At 74.6% G+C, this 18,942-nt stretch carries 1 protein-coding gene; it reads right to left on the reverse strand.

Translation table 11 applies throughout. From position 1 onward, the window contains the following. Positions 1-24 precede the first annotated feature (24 nt). Entirely contained in the window at positions 25-18,930 is an 18,906-nt protein-coding gene (locus G406_RS58730) for a type I polyketide synthase (protein ID WP_037075679.1), read from the reverse strand. Positions 18,931-18,942 lie beyond the last annotated feature (12 nt).

The raw sequence follows: 18,942 nt of genomic DNA on the forward strand, positions 1-18,942 counted from the left end.
CGGACAGTGCGGTGGACATCGGGTTCACGAGACCCCGAGTTCTCTGTCGATGAAGTCGATGACCTCGTCGGCGGTCGCGGCGTCGAGCTTGTCGACGGCCTCGTTCTCCTGGGGGCCGGCGTCGGCGCTGATCCACTTGGACAGGACGGTCTGCAGACGGGCCGTGACGTCGGCGCGGATGTCGCTGCCCGCCGGTATGCCGGAGAGGACGGACTCCAGCGCGTCGAGCTCGGGGAACACCGGCGATACCGGGTCCGTGTCCTGGTAGATCACGGCACGGAGCTGGGCGGCCAGCGCCGAGGCCGTCGGGTAGTCGAAGACCACGGTCGTCGGCAGCCGCTGACCGGTGGCGGTGGTCAACCGGTTGCGCAGCTCGACCGCGGTCAGTGAGTCGAAGCCGAGGTCCTTGAACGCCTGGCCGGCCCCGACCGCCTCGCCGGAGTCGTGCCCAAGCACCACGGCTGCCTCGGTCCGGACCAGGTTCACCAGGATCCGGTCCTGCTCGGCCCGCGACCGCCCCGACAGCTGCGCGACCAGCGCGTCGCCCGCGTCGGAACGGTCCTGCTCCGATGCGGACGCCCCGTCCTCGCGCGCCTCCCGGACCTCGGGCAGGTCACTGATCAGCGGGCTGGGCCGTCGCACGGTGAACACCGGCGCGAACTGGGCCCAGTCGATGTCCGCGACCGTGATCAGGCCCTCGTCGTGATCCACGATCCGCGCCAGCGCCCCGATCGCCAGGTCCGGGTCCAGCTGGCGCAGCCCTCGCCGCGTCATCTCCGCCGACTGTCCTTCGGCCATCCCTCCTCCGCCCCACAGCCCCCACGCCACCGAGGTGCCCGCCAACCCCCGTCGGCGCCGCTCCTCGACGAGCGCGTCCAGGCTCGCGTTCGCCGCCGCATAACCACCGAGCCGGGCACTTCCCCACGCCGCCGCGCCCGAGGAGAACACCACGAACGCGTCGAGGTCCTCGGTGAGCTCGTCCAGATGCGCCGCGCCGAGGGCCTTGGCCGCCAGGGACCTGGCCAGATCCACGACGCGCACCTCCGCCAGCGGGGCGCCACCGCCCACTCCGGCGGCGTGGAACACCGAGCTCAGCGCCGGCCCGGTTCCGTCGAGCCGGCCCAGCAAGCCCGCAACCTCGGCCCGGACGCCCACGTCACCGGCCGCCACCACCACCGACGACCCCGCCGACGCGAGCTCCGCGACCAACGCTCCGACACCCGTCGCCGGGCCGGACCGACTCAGCAACACCACCCGCCGGGCACCGCGACCCGCCGCCCACCGGGCCACCCGAGCACCGATCGCGCCGGTGCCGCCCGTGACCAGCACCGTGCCGCCGGGCGCCCACTCCCGCCCGATCCCGGTTGCCGGCGCGTGCACCAGACGCCGCGCCAGCACTCCCGCCCGCCGGATCACCACCTGGTCCTCTCCGCCCGAGGCCAGCACTCCGCACAGCCGGTCCACCACCGGCGCGTCCAGTACCTCCGGCAGGTCGACCAGGCCACCCCAGCGGTCGGGATGTTCCAGGGCGGCCACCCGGCCCAACCCCCACACCTGGGCCTGCGTCGGGCTCCCCGATGACCGCTCCGGCCCGGCCTCGCCCGAGGTCAACGCCCACAGCGGCGCGTCGCACCCCAGATCGCCCAGTTCCTGAACCAGCGACACCGTCGCGGCCAGGCCAGCCGGAACCATCGGGCTCTCGACCGAGGCCGTCGTCTCCCAGGCCAGGAAGGACACCACTCCGGCCACCGCCCGCGTCCCGAGCGCCTCCCGCAGCCGGGCCGCGAGAGTCGTGCGGTCCACCGCCGGGATCTCGGCGACCACGGCCTCGGCCCCGCACCGCACCAGACCCCGCGCGCACGCCTCGGCCGCTTCGGCGCCCGCCGGCCCGGTCACCAGCAGCCAGGTGCCCGCCAACCGCGGCGACGGCGGATCTGCGACCGGCACCCAGTCGATCCGGTAACGCCACCCCGCCACCGCCGCCTCGCTCCGCTGACGGCGCCGCCACGACGCCAGCGCGGGCAGCACCTCGCGCAGCGGCCGGTCGGCCCCGACGGCGAGTGTTTCGGCCAGCCCGGCCACATCATCGTCGTCGACCGCCGACCAGAACCGCTCCTCCGCCGGATCGCCGACCCGGTTACCCGGCGCGTCGGCCGGCAGGGCTTCGAGCCAGTACCGCCGGTGCTGGAACGCATACGTCGGGAGGTCCACGGGCCGCCCGGGCTTCAGCACCGCGGACCAGTCGATCGGTACGCCCCGGACGTGGAGCTCGGCCAATGAGATCAGCAACCGGTCCGGTCCGCCGTCGTCGCGCCGCAGCGTCCCGGTGACCACGGTCGTCCCCTCGGCGCCGTCCGGCTCGGCCGCCTCCACGGTGGCAGCCACCGCCGCGGTCAGTACCGGGTGGGGCGATACCTCGACGAACACCGTGTGGCCGTCCTCGAACAGTGCCTCGACCGCCCGGGAGAACCGCACCGTGCCGCGCAGGCTCGCGTACCAGTACTCCGGCCCCGCCTCGGGGCCGGTGAGCACCTCACCGGTCAGGGAGGACACCAGCGGGACCGATCCCGGCCGGGGGTCGATCCCGCGCAACGCGGCCAGGATCTCGTCCCGCAGGGTCTCCACCTGTGGGCTGTGCGAGGCGTAGTCGACGGGTAGCGGACGAGTGCGCACCCCGGCGCGAGCACAGTCCTCGGCGACCTCGGCGAGCGCCGCGACGGACCCGGAGACGACGGTGGCGTCGGGTCCGTTGACCGCCGCCACCGACACCTCGCCCGCCCAGGCCGCGAGCCGCTCCGCGACGAGGTGGGCGGGCTCAGCGATCGACAGCATGCCGCCGTGACCGGACAGCGCGGTCAGCGACCGGCTGCGCAGTGCCACCACCTTCGCGGCGTCGGGTAGCGACAGCAGCCCGGCCACGACCGCCGCCGCGATCTCACCCTGCGAATGGCCGACCACAGCGGCGGGACTCACCCCCGCCGCCTGCCAGACCGCGGCCAGCGACACCATGATCGCCCAGAGCGCGGGCTGCACCACGTCGACCCGTTCGAGGCTCGGTGCCCCCTCGGCGCCGGTCAGGACGTCGTCCAGGGACCACTCCAGGTGAGGGGCCAGTGCCCGCCCGCACTCCTCCAGGCGGGCGGCGAACACCGGCGACGCCGCCGCCAGCTCCCGGCCCATGCCGACCCACTGCGAGCCCTGGCCGGGGAACACGAACACGACCGGGTCGACCGCACCGGCCGTCGCGCTGACCACTCCGGGTGAGGACTCCCCCGCCGCCAGCGCCGCCAGCCTGCTGAGCAGCTCGTCCCGGTCCGCGCCCAGCACGGCCGCCCGGTGCTCGAACGTCGAGCGGGTGGTCGCCAGCGACCAGCCCACGTCGACCGGGTCGAGGTCCGGATGGGTGCTCAGGTGGGCTTCCAGCCGACGGGCCTGCTCGGCCAGACCGCCGGGTGACCGTCCGGACACCAACCACAGTGGCGGCGCCTCGGCCAGCATCGCCGGCTCGCGTGGCGGATCGACGACGTCGCCACCCTGGTCCGCGACGGGTGGCTCTTCGAGGATGACGTGTGCGTTGGTGCCGCTCATACCGAACGACGAGACCCCGGCCCGCCGTGGCCGGTCGCCGACCGGCCACGGCACCGCCTCGGCCAGCAGCCGCACCGCACCTGTCGACCAGTCGATGTGCGGCGACGGCTCGGCCACGTGCAGGGTCCTCGGCAGCTCACGGCCCCGCAGGGCCAGCACCATCTTGATGACGGCGGCCATTCCGGCGGCGGCCTGGGTGTGCCCGATGTTCGACTTGACCGAGCCCAGCCACAGCGGCCGGTCCACCGGTCGGTCCTGCCCATATGTCGCGAGCAGCGCCTGTGCCTCGATCGGGTCCCCGAGCGCCGTCCCGGTGCCATGTGCCTCGACCGCGTCGACATCGCCGGCCGACAGGCGCGCATTGGCCAGCGCCGCCCGGATCACCCGCTGCTGGGACGGTCCGTTCGGCGCCGTCAACCCGTTGGAGGCGCCGTCCTGGTTCACCGCGCTGCCACGGACCACCGCCAGCACCGGATGACCGTTTCGGCGAGCGTCCGACAGCCGCTCCACGACCAGGACACCCGCGCCCTCGGCCACGCCCATGCCGTCCGCGCCGGCTCCGAAGGCCTTGCAGCGACCGTCCCGCGCCAGGCCGAGCTGGGTGTCGAAGCCCGTGAACATCACCGGTGTGGCCGCCACGAACGCGCCGCCGGCCAGCGCCAGCGTGCACTCACCGGACCGCAGTGCCTGACCGGCCAGGTGCAGCGCGACGAGGGACGACGAGCAGGCCGTGTCCACTGATACCGCCGGGCCCTCCAGGCCGAGCACGTACGACATCCGCCCGGACAGCACGCTGCTCGACGTGCCGGTCGCCAGGTGTCCCTTGTCGCCGCCGTCGACCTGCTGCCGGTCGAGGCCGTAGCCGGACCAGGCGGCGCCGACGAACACTCCGGTCGCCGAGCCGCGCAGCAGTCCGGGGTCGATGCCGGCCCGCTCGAGCGCCTCCCAGGAGGTCTCCAGCAGCAACCGCTGCTGCGGGTCCATGGTGAGTGCCTCGCGCGGGCTGATCCCGAAGAACCCGGGGTCGAACTGCCCCGCGTCGTGGAGGAACCCACCGCGCGGGGCCGTTCGCCGCTCGGACGTTCCGTCGTGGAGCGCGGACAGGTCCCAGCCCCGGTCGGTCGGCAGGTCCGACACGACGTCGGCCCCGAGTGCCAGCAGCCGCCAGAAGTCGTCGGGTCCGCCGACCCCGCCGGGGAAGCGGCAGCCGATGCCGATGATCGCGATCGGGTCGTCCGCGGCGGCGGCGGTGACCACCGGGGCCGAGACCTCGCCGGCTCCGTCACCGAGCAGCCGCGAGCGCAGGAAGTCGGCAAGCGTCGCCGGGGTCGGGTAGTCGAAGACCATGGTGGCCGGCAGGGTCGTCCCGGTGGCGGCGTTCAGCCGGTTGCGCAGGTCGACCGCGGTGAGCGAGTCGAAGCCGAGGTCCTTGAACGCCCGTCCGGCCACCAGCGCCTCGGGGGAAGTGTGCCCCAGGACAGCGGCCGCCTCGGCGCGCACCAGCTCGGTGAGCACTCGGCTCCGGTCGGCCGGGTTCAGGTCGGTCAGCCGGGCCGTCAGTTCGTGACCGACTGTCGTCCTCTCCTGACCGGCGTCGACCGGCGCGTCGCTCAGTGCCTGCCGGACCTCGGCGAGGTCACCGATCAGCGGGCTGGGTCGTTGCACGGTGAACACGGCCGCGAAGACGTCCCAGTCGATGTCGGCGACCGTGACCGGTCCCTCGCCGTGGTCCAGGACGTGCGCCAGCGCGCCGATCGCCAGGTCCGGGTCCATCTCCCGCAGGCCCAGTCGCTGCATCACGGCGGAGGCCTCACCTTCGGCCATCCCGCCGCCGCCCCACAGCCCCCAGGCGACCGAGGTACCGGCCAGTCCTCGATCGCGCCGGTTCTCGACCAGCGCGTCCAGGAAGGCGTTAGCGGCCGCGTACCCGCCGAGATGTGCGCTGCCCCAGGTGGTCGCGCCCGAGGAGAAGGTGACGAACGCGTCCAGGTCCTCGGTCAGCTCGTCCAGATGGGCCGCGCCGCCCGCCTTCGCCGCCATCGAGCCGGCCAGGCCGGCCATCGCGAGCTCAGCGATGTGCCCTCCGCCGCCCACGCCGGCCGCATGGAACACCGAGCTGAGTGCCGGACCGGCCGCCCCGATCCAGTCCACCAGGCCGGCCACCTCGGCCCGGACGCCGACATCGCAGGCGAGCACGGCCACCGAGGTACCGGAGCCGGCGAGCTCCGCCGCCAGCGCACCGACCCCGGGCACCGAGGGGCCGGAGCGGCTCGACAGCACCACCCGGAGCGCGCCGCGCACCGCCGTCAACCGGGCGAGCCGCCGACCGATCGCCCCGGTCCCGCCGGTCACCAACACCGTCCCGCGCGGCGCCCAGGTGGCCTGGGACCGCGGTCGGGACGCCCGCACCATCCGCCGGGCCAGCACACCCGTGGCCCGGATCGCCACCTGGTCCTCGCCGACCACCCCGCCGGTCGACCCGCCGCCTGCCAGCACGGCACACAACCGGGCCGCGGCCGGTCCGTCCAGCACCTCGGGCACGTCGACCAGGCCGCCCCAGCGGTCCGGATGTTCCAGTCCTGCGACCCGGCCCAGCCCCCAGACCTGCGCCTGCACCGGGCTGGCCGGCGCCGGTTCCGGCCCGGCCGCTCCCGATGTCAGCACCCACAACGGGGCGGCCAGCCCCAGGTCCCCGAGGGCCTGGACCAGCCCGACCGTCGTGGCGAGACCGGTCGACACCGTCGGGGTGTCCGCCAGCGGCGTCTCGTCCAGCGCCAGCAGCGACAACACCCCGGTCACGACCGTCGGTCCGACAACGTCCCGCAGCTGTGCCGCAACGGCGACCCGGTCCGGTGACGACACCTCGGCGCGGACGACGTCGGCGCCGTGCTCGGTCAGGGCCCTGGCACAAGCGGCGGCCAGGTCGGGGTCTGCCGTTCCGGTGACGACGAGCCAGGTTCCGGCCGGCGCGGCCGGGCGGCGTTCGGCGACCGGTGTCCAGGAGATCCGGTACCGCCAGTCCGAGGTGAGCGACCGGGCGCGTTCCCGACGCCGCCAGGACGCCAGCGCCGGCAGCACCCCCGCAAGTCGCTGTCCGTCCAGCGCCAGGGTGTCGGCGAGGCCGGCCACGTCACCGTCGTCGACGGCCGCCCAGAACCGGTCCCCCGCCGGGTCACCTGTCCCGTGCGCCAGCGGAGCCGCCTGCGAACCGGTCACCCAGTACCGCTCGCGTACGAATGCGTACGTCGGCAGGTCCACCGGTCGACCCGGGGTGAGCACCGCCCGCCAGTCGACATCGATGCCCTGGACGTGAGCGCGGCCCAGGGCCGCCAGCAGGGCACCGGATGCGGGTGTGTCCACGCGCTGGAGCGGGACGAACACCGGCTCGGTGTCGGTGTCACCGAGAGCGGCCGGGCCCATCGCCGACAGCGTCCCGTCGGGGCCGATCTCGAGGAACACCGAGGGCCCCTCACCAGACAGCGTGCTGGCCGCGGTGGCGACGGCGTCGGCGAACCGGACGGCGCATCGCGCCTGCTGGACCCAGTAGCCGGCGTCCGGGTCCGTGATCACGTCGCCGGTGAGTGCGCCCACCCAGGTCACGGCAGGTGCGGCATGTTCCAGCCTCTCCGCGACGGCGCCCAGCTCGTCGAGCATCGGGTCCATCCGGGCCGAGTGGAACGCGTGGCTGACCCGCAGCCGCCGCACCCGCCTGCCCTGGTCCCGCCACGTCTCGAGCAGTGCGTCGACAGCGGACTCATCACCCGAGATCACCACCGACGACGGACCGTTCACCGCGGCCACGGCTACCCCTGACACCTCGGTCAGCGTGGCGCGAACCTCCGCCTCCCCGGCTTCGATCGCCGCCATCGCGCCGCCCTCGGGCAGCGCCTGCATCAACCGGCCACGCACCGCCACCAGCCGGCACGCGTCGGCCAAGGTCAGCACACCGGCCGCGTGGGCCGCGGCGATCTCCCCGACCGAATGGCCGGCGACGGCGTCCGGCACGATCCCGGCCGCCGCCAGCACCGCAACGAGACCCACCTCGACCGCGAAGAGCCCGGCCTGCGCGAACACCGTCTGGTCGGCCCGAGGGTCGTCCTCGTCGACGCCGAGGACGACGTCCCTGATCGGCAGGCCCAGCTCCGCCTCCAACAGCCCGCAGGCTTCGTCGAACACACGCGCGAACACCGGCGACGCCGCGTAGAGGCCACGGCCCATGCCGGCCCGCTGCGCACCCTGACCGGCGAACAGGAGCCCCACCTTCGGCCGGTCGCCCGCCACGGCGCCGCTGACCACACCCGTCGCGGACCCGCCGGAGGCCAGCGCCGCCAGCCCCGACCTCAGCTCGTGCCCGTCGGTACCGACCACGACGGCACGGTGCTCGAACACCGACCGGGTCGTCGCCAGCGACCAGCCCACATCGGCCGGATCCAGAGCACCGACACCGTCCAGATGCGTCACCAACCGAGCGGCCTGAGCCCGCAGTGCCGCCTCGGTCCGCCCTGAGACCGGCCAGGCCAGAGCTCCGGTCAGCACCGGTGGAGCGCTGTCCCCGGGTTCGTCCCCCGCCACGTCCGGCCCTTGACCGGGAGCCTCCTCGAGGATGATGTGTGCGTTCGTGCCGCTGATCCCGAACGACGACGCACCGGCCCGCCGGGGCCTGCCGTTGGTGTGCCACGGCAACGCCTCGGTCAGCAGCCGCATCGCACCGGAGGACCAGTCGATCTGTTCGGACGGCTCGTCGGCGTGCAGGGTGGGCGGCAGCAGGCTGTTCTGGAACGCCAGTACCAGCTTCATGACCCCGGCGACACCCGCCGCCGACTGGGTGTGGCCGATGTTCGACTTCACCGACCCCAGCCACAGCGGGCGGTCGTCCTCGCGGTCCCGCCCATAGGTGGCCAGCAGCGCCTGTGCCTCGATCGGGTCCCCGAGCGTCGTGCCGGTGCCGTGCGCCTCGACCACGTCGATGTCGGTCGCCGAGAGCTGCGCGCTCGCCAGCGCGGACCGGATGACACGCTGCTGCGACGGCCCGTTGGGCGCGGTCAGGCCGTTGCTGGCGCCGTCGGAGTTCACCGCGCTGCCCCGGATGACCGCCAGTACCCGGTGCCCGTTGCGTCGGGCGTCGGAGAGCCGCTCCAGCAGCAGGATTCCGGCTCCCTCGGCCCAGCCCGTGCCGTCCGCGCCGGCACCGAACGCCTTGCACCGGCCGTCCGAAGCCAGGCCCTGCTGCCGGGAGAACTCCGAGAACCCGGTCGGCACCGCCATCACGGTGATCCCACCCGCCAGTGCCAGCGAGCACTCCCCCGACCGCAGGGCCTGCGTGGCCTGGTGCAGCGCCACCAGCGACGAGGAGCACGCCGTGTCGACGGTGACCGAAGGGCCTTCCAGACCGAGCGCGTAGGACACCCGGCCCGAGATGACACTCGCGGCCATCCCGGTCAGCAGGTAGCCCTCCAGCCCGCTGTCGGTGGCCCCGACGCCGTAGCCGGAGAACCCCGCGCCGGCGAAGACGCCGGTGTCACTGCCGCGCAGGGAGCGCGGGTCGATGCCGGCCCGTTCCAGCGCCTCCCACGACGTCTCCAGCAGCAAGCGCTGCTGCGGGTCCATGGCCAGCGCCTCGCGCGGGTTGATCCCGAAGAACCCTGGATCGAACTCGGCCGCGTCGTGCAGGAACCCGCCGGCGCGGGTGACCGAGGTACCGGCACGCCCCGGGTCCCGGTCGAACAGGTTGTCCAGGTCCCACCCGCGGTCGACCGGGAAGCCGGAGATCGCGTCCGTGCCCGAGGCCAGCAGGTCCCAGAACTGCTCGGGGGTGCGCACGCCGCCGGGGAAACGGCAGGCCATGGAGACGATCGCGATCGGGTCGCCGTCCACCGCGACCGGCCCCCGAGCGCCGTCCGGAGCGTCGGCGTCACCGAGCAGCTCGCTCCTGAGGTGCTCGGCCAGTGCCCTCGGGGTCGGGTAGTCGAACACCAGCGTCGACGGCAGGCTCAGTCCGCCGCGCCCGGTCAGCCGGTTGCGTAGCTCCACCGCGGTCAGCGAGTCGAACCCGACGTCACTGAACGCCCGCTCGGCGTCGATGGCCGTGGCGGACGAGTGACCGAGCACCGCCGCCGCCTCGGCCCGGACCAGATCGGTCAGCGTCTGCACCTGGGCGGTTCGGCTCAGACCGGCGAGCTGCCCGGCGAGCTCGGTACCGACCCGGCCGTCACGGGGTGCTTCGGCGGCCGGAAGGGCGCGCAGCTCGGGCAGGTCGCGCACGAGGGGGACATGCCGCAGGCCGTCCATCCTGGACACCGCGCGGGCCCAGTCCAGGTCCATCACGGTCAGCACCGCGTGGGAGCCGGACTCCGCGAGCGCCTGGCCGAGTACGCGCAGTGCCAGTGCCGGCTCCATCGCGCTCAGCAGGCCCCGGTCGAGCCGCTGACGTGCGGCGTCGCTGGCCTGCGCCATCCCCGCACCGGACCACGGACCCCAGGCCACCGACGTGCCGGGCAGCCCACGGCCTCGGCGGTGCTGGGCGAGTGCGTCGAGGTACGCGTTGGCCGCCGCGTAGTTGCCCTGGCCGCCGCCGCCGAACGTGCCGGCCGAGGAGGAGAACAGCACGAAGGCATCGAGCTCGAGGCCCGAGGTCAGCTCGTCGAGCACGGCCGCGCCGGCGGCCTTGGGCCGCAGCACCGTGGCCAACCGCGCCGCGTCCAACCGGTCCAGTACTCCGTCGTCGACGACCCCGGCGGTGTGCACGACCGTCCGCAACGGTGGTCCGCCCGCCGCGACCGCCGCCAGCAGGCCGGATACCTCGGCCCGCTCGGCGATGTCGGCGGCGAGCACCACGGCGGTCGCCCCGCCCTCGGCCAGCTCCGCCGCCAACCCCGCCACATCGGGCGAGGCAGCGCCGGAGCGGCTCGTCAGCACGACCCGCTCGCTACCTCGCTCGACCAGCCAGCGGGCCACCCGCGCGCCGATCGCGCCGGTGCCACCGGTGACCAGAGCCGTGCCTCGCGCCACCCAACCGGGCGCGTTGGAGGGCTCGGCGCGCACCAACCGGCGACCCAGCACCCCCGCGTCCCGGATCGCCACCTGGTCCTCGCCGCAACCGGCCAGCACCGAGGCCAATCGGGTGTCGACCCGGTCGTCCCAAATCTCGGGCAGGTCGATCAGCCCGCCCCACCGGTCCGGATGTTCCAGGGCGGCGACCTGCCCCAGCCCCCACACCTGAGCCTGCGTCGGAGCAGTCAACGCCTCGGCGGGCGCGGCGGCCACCGCCCCTCGGGTCAGTACCCACAGCGGTGCGCCCAGGCCGGTGTCCCCCAGCGCCTGGACCAGCGCCACCGTGGCGGCGACGCCGGCCGGCACCACATCGAACCCCGGCAGCGCCCTGTGCTCGAGGGCCAGCAGCGACACCACACCGCCGAGGTCGACCCCGTCCTCGGCCGAGGCCAGCACGGCGCCGATCCGGGCCGCGATCGAGCCGCGGTCCACCACGTCCGGGCCGAGCTCGACGGCCACTGCGCGCGCCCCCCGGGCCGCCAGCGCCCGGACACACCCCCGCACCAGCTCGTCCTGCTCCGAACCGGCAACCACCAGCCAGGTACCCGACAGCTGGACCGCTGGCAGGTCGGTGACCGGCGCCCACGAAGTCCGGTACCGCCAGTGCGCGGTCGACAACCCGTCCCGTTCGCGCCGGCGCCACGAGGTCAGGCTGGGCAGTACCGCGCCGAGCCGGTCCCCGCTGTCCAGCCCCAGCGCGTCGGCCAGTCCGGTCAGGTCGCCGTCCTCGACCGCGGCCCAGAACCGGGCCTCAGCGGGCGAGCCACCGCCGACGGCGGCCGGGCCCGGGCGCATCACCTGTGGTCCGCCGGGCCAGAAGTGCTCGTGCCGGAACGCGTAGGTCGGCAGCTCGACGACCGTGCCGGCCGGCAGCACCGAGGACCAGTCGACGTCCACGCCGTGCACGTGCGCCCGGGCCAGCGCGCCCAGCAGGGACTCGTGGCCCGGGGTCCGGCCGTCCAGCAGCGGGACGAAGCCGATGCCGGGCCGACCGGTCTCCTCGACCGCGTCGGCGGCGGTGTCGGCGAGGACCGACATCCCCATCCCGGACAGGGTCGCGTCCGGACCGATCTCGACGATCACCGACGTGCCCTGGGCGGCCAGGGTGGTGACGGCGTCGGCGTAGCGAACCGGCTCCCGCGCCTGCCGTACCCAGTAGGCCGCGTCCGGGACCTCGACGACGTCGCCGGTCAGCGTCCCCACCCAGGTCAGCCTGGGCGCCGCCAGGTTCAGCTCGGCCGCCACCTCACCGAGCTCAGCCAGCACCGGGTCCATCCGCGCCGAGTGGAACGCGTGGCTGACTCGCAGTCGGCGCACCCGCCGGCCCCGCTCGCGCCAGAGCTCGACAACGTCCTCGACGGCGGTTTCCTCACCCGAGACGACCACAGCTGACGTGCCGTTGAGGGCCGCGATGCAGACGTCGGTCCGGTCCCGCAGGACCGCGAGCATCTCGGCCTCGGTAGCGGCCACCGCCGCCATCGCGCCGCCCTCGGGCAGGGCCTGCATCAGCCGTGCCCGCGTGCCGACCAGCCGACAGGCGTCCTCGAGGGTCAGTACGCCGGCCGTGTACGCGGCCGCGATCTCGCCGACCGAATGACCGGCCACCGCCTCCGGCACCACACCCGCCGCCGCGAGCACCGCGACGAGCGCCGCCTCCACCGCGAACAAGCCGGCCTGGGCGTATCCGGTCTGGTCCGCGCGAGGGTCGCCCTCCCCGTCGCCGGTGCCCAGCACGACGTCCCGGATCGGCAGCCCGACCTCCGGCTCCAGCAGCTCACACACCCGGTCGAACGCGTCCGCGAAGACCGCCGAGGCGGCGTAGAGCTCCCGGCCCATCCCGGCGCGCTGGGCGCCCTGACCGGCGAACACGAACCCGACCCTCGGCGTTCCGGCCGGGGCCATCCCGCTGGTCACGGAGGGCGAAGCGTCTCCGGCCGCCACCGACGCCAGCCCGGCGAGCAGTGCGTCACGGTCGGCGCCGACGACCACGGCCCGGTGTTCGAACACCGACCGCGCGGTCACCAGCGACCACCCCACGTCCGCCGGCGACAGCTCGGGGTCGGCGCCAACGAACGCGGCCAGCCGCCCGGCCTGGGCGGCCAGCGCCTCGGCGGTCCGGCCGGACAGCAACCAGGCCGGAGCCGTGGTCAGCACCCCTGACCCGGTCTCGTCGCCGACCCGCTCCGCCGAATGCTCGGGAGCCTCCTCGACGATGACGTGGGCGTTCGTGCCGCTGATCCCGAACCCCGAGATGCCGGCCCGGCGGGGACGTCCACCCGAGGGCCACGGTGTGGGCTCGGTCAGCAGCCGCAGACCCGAACCGGACCAGTCCACGTGCGGGGAGGGCTCGCGCGAGTGCAGCGTCCGGGGCAGCTGCTCGTGCCGCAGCGCCAGCACCATCTTCATCACCCCGGCCACCCCGGCCGCGGCCTGGGTGTGACCGATGTTGGACTTCACCGACCCCAGCCACAGCGGGCGATCGGCGTCCCGGTCCCGTCCGTAGGCCGCCGCCAGTGCCTGGGCCTCGATCGGGTCGCCGAGCACGGTGCCGGTGCCGTGCGCCTCGACCGCATCCACCTCGTCGGGGCGCAGTCCGGCGTTGGCCAGTGCGGCCCGGATCACCCGCTGCTGCGACGGTCCGTTGGGTGCGGTGAGCCCGTTGGAGGCGCCGTCGGAGTTCACCGCGCTGCCCCGCAGCACGGCCAGTACGGGATGGCCGTTCGCCCGGGCGTCGGAGAGCCGTTCGAGCACGATCAGGCCCGCGCCCTCGCCCATCCCCATCCCGTCGGCGTCGGCCGAGAAGGACTTGCAGCGCCCGTTCCCGGCCAGGCCGCGCTGCTTCGAGAAGCCGACCAGCTCCGCCGGGGTCGCCATGATCGTGACGCCGCCGGCCAGCGCCAGGCCGCACTCGCCCGCGTGCAGCGCCTGGCCGGCCATGTGGATGGCGACGAGCGACGACGAGCAGGCCGTGTCCACGGTCAGGGACGGCCCCTCCAGCCCGAGGGTGTAGGAGACCCGGCCGGAGATGATGCTGCCGGCGTTCCCGGTGACCATGTGCCCTTCGAGCCCGGCCGAGCCCTCCGGGGCCAGCTGCAGTCCGGTCACGTACCCGGACCCGTAGCCGCCGGCGAACACCCCGGTGGCCGACCCGCGCAGCGACCGAGGGTTGATGCCGGCCCGCTCCAGCGCCTCCCAGGCCGTCTCCAGCAGCAGCCGCTGCTGGGGGTCCATCGCCAGTGCCTCACGCGGGCTGATCCCGAAGAAGCCGGGGTCGAACTCCCCTGCCTCGTGCAGGAACCCGCCGGCCCGCACGTACGCGGTGCCCGGGTGATCGGGGTCCGGGTCGAACAGGTTGTCCAGGTCCCAGCCTCGGTTGAGCGGGATGCCGGAGATCCCGTCGCCGCCGGAGTCCAGCAGCTCCCAGAGGCTCTCCGGACCGGTCACGCCGCCGGGGTAGCGACCGGCCATGCCGACGATGGCGATCGGCTCACGGTCCGGTGCCGCCGTGGCGGGCGCGGCCGCCACGATCGCTCGATCGCCCAGCAGCTCGGTGCGCAGGTGGCCGGCCAGTACCAGCGGGGTCGGGTGGTCGAACAGCAGGGTGGCCGGCAGCCTGAGGCCGGTGGCCGAGCTGAGCTGATTGCGCAGCTCCACGGCGGTCAGCGAGTCGAACCCGAGGTCGCTGAAGGCGCGGGCAGCGTCGACCGCTTCGCCGGAGGCATAGTTGAGTACGGCGGCGGCCTCGGCCCTGACCAGGTCGGTCAGCAGCCGGTCCGCCTCGGCGCGGGTCCGCCCCGACAGCCGGCGCGCCAGGTCACCCCCGGCGCCGGTCGTCTCGCCCGCCGGGTCGGTGTCGGGTTCCCGGGCCATCCGGCGGATCTGGGGCAGGTCGCGGACGAACGGCACGGTGTGCAGGTCGGCGAGGCCGGGGGCGCCGGCCATCCGCGTCCAGTCCACGTCCATGACGGTCAGCGCGGTGTCGTCGCCGTCGATGGCCTCGGCCAGTGCCTGGACCGCCAGTGCGGGGTCCATCAGGACCTCCCACCTGTTACGGCTCAGCCGCGCAACGGTGGCCTCGCTGGCCTGGGCGACGCCGCCCCCGGCCCACGGGCCCCACGCCACCGACAGCGCCGTGCGGCCGCGACCCCGGCGGTGCTGGGCGAGCGCTTCGAGGAAGGCGTTGGCGGCCGCGTAGTTGCCCTGCCCGCCGCCGCCGAAGGTCGCCGCCGCCGAGGAGAACAGCACAAACGCGTCCAGGTCCAGGTCGGCCGTCAGCTCGTCCAGCAGCGTGGCGCTGGTGGCCTTGGCGGCGAGCACGGCGGCCAGCCGGTCGGTGTCCAGCCGGTCCAGCACGCCGTTGTCGACCACGCCGGCGGTGTGCATGACGCTCGACACCGGTGTGCCGGTGGCCGCGATCCACCGGAGCAGCCCGGTGACGTCGTCGCGGCTGCCGACATCTGCCCTCACCACGTGCACGGTCGTGCCGCGCTCGGCCACCTCGGCTGCCAGTGCGACCGCACCGGCGGCACCGGCACCGGAGCGGCTGGTGAGCACCATCCGGTCGGTGCCTCGGCCGGTCAACCAGCGGGCCACGTGACCACCGATGGCGCCGGTACCGCCGGTGACCAGGACACTGCCACCCGGTCGCCACCGCGCACCGCCGGCAGGGGGCAGCGCGGCCGGCACGAGCCGGCGACCCAGGATCCCGCCGGGGCGTACGGCCGTCTGGTCCTCGCCCAGGGTGCCGGCAAGTACCGCGCACAGCCGGCCGGCCGCCCGATCGTCGAGCAGCTCGGGCAGGTCGACCAGGCCGCCCCACCGCTCCCGGTGCTCGAGGCCTGCGACCCTGCCCATCGCCCAGGCCTGCGCCTGTACCGGTGCCGACAGGACATCCGAGGGAGCCGCCGCGACGGCTCCTCTGCTCAGCACCCACAGCGGGGCGCCGATCCCGGCGTCGCCCAGGCCCTGGACGAGCGCGAGCGTCCCGGCGATCCCCACGGCGACATCGGGGAACCGAGGGTGCGGCGTCTCGTCCAGCGCCAGCAGCGAGACCACTCCGGCGACGGGGGCGGTCGGCGAGAGGGTCGACCACGCCGAGGACAGCACCGAGGCGACCGCGTGCCGGTCAGGCTCGGTGACGGTGACCGGGACGACGTGCGCGCCTCGGTCACCCAGGAGCCGGCCGAGCTGGTCGCCGAGCAACTGGCCGGGTCCGGTGACGAGCAGCCAGGTGCCGCTCAGCCGCGCCGGAGCCGGGTCGGCGAGTGGAGCCCAGGAGACCCGGTAGCGCCAGGACTCCGTTGCGAATCGCTCCCGCTCGCGGCGGCGCCATGCGGTCAGCGCCGGGAGGACCTCGTCCAGCGGTTGCTCGGCGACGGCCAGCAGGCCGGACAGTTCGGGCAGGTCGGCGTTCTCGACCGCGGCCCAGAACCGGGCCTCGGTCTCACTGCGCGCCTCCCCCGGCGCCGGGCCGGGTTCGGGGGTGGCCGGGGCCAGCCAGTAGTGCTGGCGGGCGAACGCGTAGGTGGGCAGCTCGACCACCGGCCGGGCCGGCAGCACCGCTGTCCAGTCGACCGGCACCCCGCGCACGTGCAGGCCGGCGAGGGCGGTCAGGAACCTGCGGGCTCCGGCGTCCTCCCGGTCCAGCGTTCCGACGGCCGGCGGCGGGGTGTCCGGGAGGTCGGCGGCGTCGAGGGTCTCGTCGACGGCCGCGGTGAGGACCGGGTGCGGGGACACCTCGACGAACGTGCGGTGCCCCGCCCTGGCCAGCGCGAGTACGGCGTCCTGGAAGCCGACGCGCTCCCGGACGTTCGCGTACCAGTACCCGGCGTCCAGTTCCGGACCGTCCAGGCGCCGGCCGGTCACCGTCGAGAACAACGGGATCCGTCCGACCGAGGGCGCGATGCCGGCGAGGTCCCGAGCCAGCCCGTCGGCCAGTTCCGCCACCCGCGGCGAATGAGCCACGAAGTCCATCGGGGGCAGCCGCCACCGCAGGACGCGCCGAGCGGACAGCACCCGCTCGAACTCGGCCAGTGCCTCCAGGTCGCCGGAGACGACGGTCGTCGCGGGGCCGTTCACGGCGGCAACCGTCAGGCGTTCGGCCCAGTCCTCGTTCGTCGCCAGTAGCTCGTCGACCGCGCCGACCGGCATCACCACCGAGACCATCCCGGCCTCGGCGGCCAGCCCGGACAGTGCCCGGCCCCGGACGGCCACCACTCGGGCGGCGTCCTCCAGCGACAGCATGCCGGCCACGCAGGCCGCCGCGATCTCGCCCTGGCTGTGCCCGACCACGGCGTCGGGGTGGACCCCGGCCGCTTCCCACATCGCGGCCAGCGACACCATCACCGCCCACAGCGCCGGCTGCGCGACGTCGGCGGTGTCCAGCCCCGGGGCGCCGTCCCGGCCGAGCAGGACGTCCTCCAGGACCCAGTCCACGTGCGGCTCGAGGGCCTGTGCGCACTGCGCGAGGCGGGCGGCGAACACCGGGGACACGGCGAGCATCTCGCGGCCCATACCGGCCCAGTGGGTGCCCTGGCCGGGGAAGACGAACACCTTCCTGCCCACCTTGGCGGCCACGCCTCGGACCACGGCCGGGCTCCGCCGGGCGTCGGTGAGCGAGGTCAGGCCCTCGGTCAGCGCGTCGGGGTCCGTGCCCAGCACAGCGGCCCGGTACTCGAAGGTGGACCGCGTCGTCGCCAGCGACCAGGCGACCTCGGCCGGGTCCCGGTCCGGTCGGCGACCGGCGAACTCCGCCAGGCGCTCGGCCTGCGTGACCACGCCGGCTTCCGATCGGCTCGACATCAGCCACACCGACGGGGCGGCCGTGAGCAGAGCCGGCGCTGGGCTCTCCGGCGCGTCGGCCGGTTCCGCCTCGGCCTCGGGGTCCGTCGCCTCGGCGGCCGGCTCTGCCGGCGGCGGATCGGACAGGATGACGTGCACGTTGGTGCCGCTCATGCCGAACCCGGACACTCCGGCCCGGCGGGGCGCCTCGCCCGGCTCCCAGGGCGCCGCCTCGGTCAGCAGCCGGACCTGGCCGCTGGACCAGTCGATGTGCGGCGAGGGTTCGTCGGCGTGCAGGGTGCGCGGCAGCATGCCGTGCCGCAGCGCCAGCACCATCTTGATCACTCCGGCCATGCCGGCCGCCTGCTGCGGGTGGCCGATGTTGGCCTTGATCGAGCCGACCAGCAGCGGCTCGCCCGCACGCCGCTCCTGGCCGTAGGTCGCCAGCAGCGCCTGCGCCTCGATCGGGTCGCCCAGCGAGGTTCCGGTGCCGTGCGCCTCGACGGCGTCGATGTCGGCCGCCGACAGCCGCGCGTCGGCCAGCGCGGCCCGGATCACCCGCTGCTGCGCGGGCCCGTTGGGTGCGGTCAGACCGTTGGAGGCACCGTCCTGGTTCATCGCGCTGCCGCGCACGACCGCCAGAATCGGGTGCCCGTTGCGCCGGGCGTCGGACAGCCGTTCCACCACCACGATCCCGGCGCCCTCGGCAACCCCCATGCCGTCGGCACCGTCGCCGAACGCCTTGCACCGGCCGTCCGGGGCCAGCCCCAGCTGGGCGCTGAAGTCGGTGAACATCACCGGGGTCGCCGCCACGAACACGCCACCCACCAGCGCGAGCGAGCACTCCTGGGCCCGCAGCGCCCGGCAGGCCAGGTGCAGCGAGACCAACGCCGACGAGCAGGCGGTGTCGACGGTGACGGCCGGCCCCTCCAATCCGAGGGTGTAGGCGATCCGCCCGGACAGCACACTGCTCGCCGTCCCGGTGACCAGATGGCCCTCCAGCTCGGTCTGCCCGCTCAGCCCCCAGCCGTAACCCGAGGACGACGCCCCGGCGAAGATGCCTGTCGACGTGCCGCGCAGCGTCAACGGATCCAGACCGGCCCGCTCCAACGCCTCCCAGGCGACCTCCAGCAGCATCCGCTGCTGCGGGTCCATCGCCACCGCCTCGCGCGGGCTGATCCCGAAGAAGCCCGGGTCGAACTCACCGGCTCCGTCGACGAACCCGCCGGCGCGCACGGGCGAGCTCCCTGCCGAGCCGGGCCCGGTGCCGAGCAGCTCCTCCAGGTCCCAGCCCCGGTCGGCGGGGAATCCGGAGATGGCGTCGACCCCACCCGCCAACAGCTCCCACAGGTCCTCGGGGCTACGAACCCCGCCAGGGAAGCGGCAGCCCATGCCCACGATGGCGATCGGCTCGTCGGCGGCGGCCTCGATCTCGCTGAGCCGCTGACGAGTCTCCGAGAGATTGGCCGTGACACGGCGGAGGAAATAGCGGAGCTTGTCGTCGTCGCTCACCTGTGGAACCCC

Source organism: Actinospineispora spinosispora DSM 44797 (genome assembly GCF_000429025.1).
Classification (GTDB): domain Bacteria; phylum Actinomycetota; class Actinomycetes; order Mycobacteriales; family Pseudonocardiaceae; genus Pseudonocardia; species Pseudonocardia spinosispora.